The sequence below is a fragment of the Paenibacillus sp. 01T422 genome (genome assembly GCF_056398785.1).
This window is the reverse complement of the sequence record NZ_JBFTQB010000953.1, coordinates 1-2376: the sequence shown is the minus strand read 5'-3', so window position 1 is coordinate 2376 and position 2376 is coordinate 1. Positions and strand designations below refer to the sequence as shown.

Genomic DNA, 2376 nt, shown 5'->3' with positions numbered 1-2376 from the left:
GCGCTGTTTTATGTATGGGGACATAGTTATGAATTTGAAAGCGATAACAATTGGGAGCTTATTGACCGGTTTGGAGAGATGATAGGCGGGCACGACAACATCTGGTACGCGACGAATACGGAGATAGTTACCTACTTGCAGGCCGTGGAACAATTACGCTACTCGGTAGATCGTCATCTTGTCCATAATCCTACAGCGACTTCGGTTTGGATCAGTGCGGAGGGCGACTCTGTCGAAATTCCCGCGGGACAAATCGTGAGGTTGATCTGAGGCATATGTGCGATTCTTCCCATAATCAGGTATACTAAAGCCTTCAGATGAAAAAGGGGGGATACGATGTTTACAATTACGAGTTACACGGTTGAAGTGATCAAAGATCCGTTCGGCATTTTGAGTGGACGGCGATACGAATTTCTTATAGATGTCGAAGTTGAGGAAGATGATGAATTGTACTCCGAAAGCGGGTTGTACATTCGTGCGATCTATAACGTTGAAGAAGGCAAATCAGGGCTTTTGAAATACGAGTTATATGAGAAAACGACGCAATTGTACCTGGATTTTGATCTTGAGGATGATGAGATCACGGTAGTAGAAGAATTTTGCAAAGCACATGTGCTTGAAGCAGACGACGAGTAGAAGGAATAGAAGGAATAGAAGGAATATGGGGCTGTCTCGCGGGTCATTGGACCTTGGAGACAGCCCTTTTTAGGTTAGGCGTATTTAACAACCTTGTTTTTCCCGGTTGTTTTGGCCTTATACATGGCCTGATCCGCTTGCTTGATAAGCTCTTCGGCGCTTACGCCGTTTTTGTATTTGCTATACCCAATACTGGCGGTAACGATGGTCTCCTTCTCAATCCGGCTGCGAACACGTTCCGCGAATGCGTCCATTTTGATACTTGGATCCGTAACCATCACAACCATCTCTTCCCCGCCGTAACGGCCTGCAATGCCGCATTCCTCGGCTTCTTCCTTCATAATTTGAGCTACTTGCTTCAACACATCGTCGCCCATTTGGTGACCTTTGGTATCATTTAATTTCTTGAAATTGTCAATATCGCTGAACAGAATATAAATAGGAAGATGTCTCCCTACATACTGCGAAACACGATTGTAGAAAAATTTGCGGTTATACAAGCGAGTCAGTCCGTCGGTGATGGATGAATTGTAGATAGCCTGCATGAGCTCGACGACACGATCAAACAGCATGATAAATAATAAAAAGTAGAAGACAATCGGCAAAATATTGCCCGCCAAGGTGAGCCAAATCTGATCATTGCCGTACATATATACATTGATTAAATGACAGGTTTGGATGAAGAAAAAGATCGTAAGCGCCCATTGATACTTCGCCTGTTGACCAATATAAGGAGGTATCATGTAAAAACAAAGGAAGATCAGCACAAAAACATAAAGCTCAAGACCAATGTCTTGCAGCAGTCGAACCTGGTGACTCGTTCCGTTGTACATTTGAGGCACACTGAAATGAAGAATAGAGACAACGAATCCCATAATGATCAAACCATAGAAAAATATGTACTGTTTGCGGTGCGTTCGGTTGTATAATTGATAAACTCCAAAATTCAAAAGTACGAAAGAAACGATTTTTAGCATTAACAGCAGGTACGCCGTTAAGCTTGTATCTAGTGCTGTGAGCAAGACGTATATCTTAAGCAGGTAATGAATGCCAACGAAAATAACGGAGAAGGTCATCGACATGTAGCCTTTTTTGCGGCGATCAAGAAACAATCGAAGTGAAATGACGAACATGAGTGTAACAATGACCAATACGATAGCATTCGATAATAATGAAGCTAAATCACCGAACATGAGATCAACAGCTTTCATGCGTTCCCCCAAAATCCCTATTTTTCGACAAGATGTGATTCTATTATAAAGGAAAATGAGAGAGAGGGATAGAATCGTTTCAAGCGGCATAAAGTTGTTCTCTTTTCTATTCGGCGCACACAAGTTACAATAAGAAGGTAAAGCTCAAGGCTTTGGGAGAGGGGCTCATGCAATGAACATCTTGCAAGCATTATTTTTCCCCCCGGAACAACCGGGTGGGGTGTCATCCATGGTTCCCTATATATTGGATCGATTTAATAAAAAGGGATGGGAAATGGAACTATTTTCGCTGCCAAAAAGGATTCGTAATAAAGGCACAGAGGAAGTGGAATTCGTCACTTTCGATTGGCGGAAGTATGCCGGTAACCCGATCGTTGATAAATACATTCAGACTTACAAGGATTATGTTTGGTGGACGAAGCTGCGAGTGACTAAGAAGTATGACATCATTCATGCGCATCATCCAATAGCAGCAATGGTAATGAAGCAAATTTATCCAGAAACACCCGTGATTCTGACCATTCACTCC

The 2376-nt window shown here is 42.7% G+C and carries 3 protein-coding genes and 1 pseudogene; 3 read left to right on the top strand and 1 reads right to left on the bottom strand.

What is annotated here, in order from left to right:
- Positions 1 to 270: pseudogene (locus AC1DUA_RS34000) on the top strand (polysaccharide deacetylase family protein); the annotation flags it as partial.
- Positions 271 to 336: 66 nt separating this feature from the next.
- Positions 337 to 636, top strand: coding sequence for a DUF6509 family protein (locus tag AC1DUA_RS33995; RefSeq protein ID WP_477503943.1), 300 nt, complete (start codon positions 337 to 339; stop codon positions 634 to 636).
- A gap of 74 nt (positions 637 to 710) precedes the next feature.
- On the opposite strand, the gene AC1DUA_RS33990 is transcribed toward AC1DUA_RS33995, so the two are convergent.
- Positions 711 to 1847, bottom strand: a complete 1137-nt coding sequence (locus AC1DUA_RS33990) for a GGDEF domain-containing protein (RefSeq protein ID WP_477503942.1) — start codon at positions 1845 to 1847, stop codon at positions 711 to 713.
- Between the two features lie 172 nt (positions 1848 to 2019).
- Here AC1DUA_RS33990 and AC1DUA_RS33985 point away from each other — a divergent pair.
- The coding region (locus AC1DUA_RS33985) for a glycosyltransferase (protein WP_477503941.1) at positions 2020 to 2376 on the top strand (357 nt) is incomplete at its 3' end.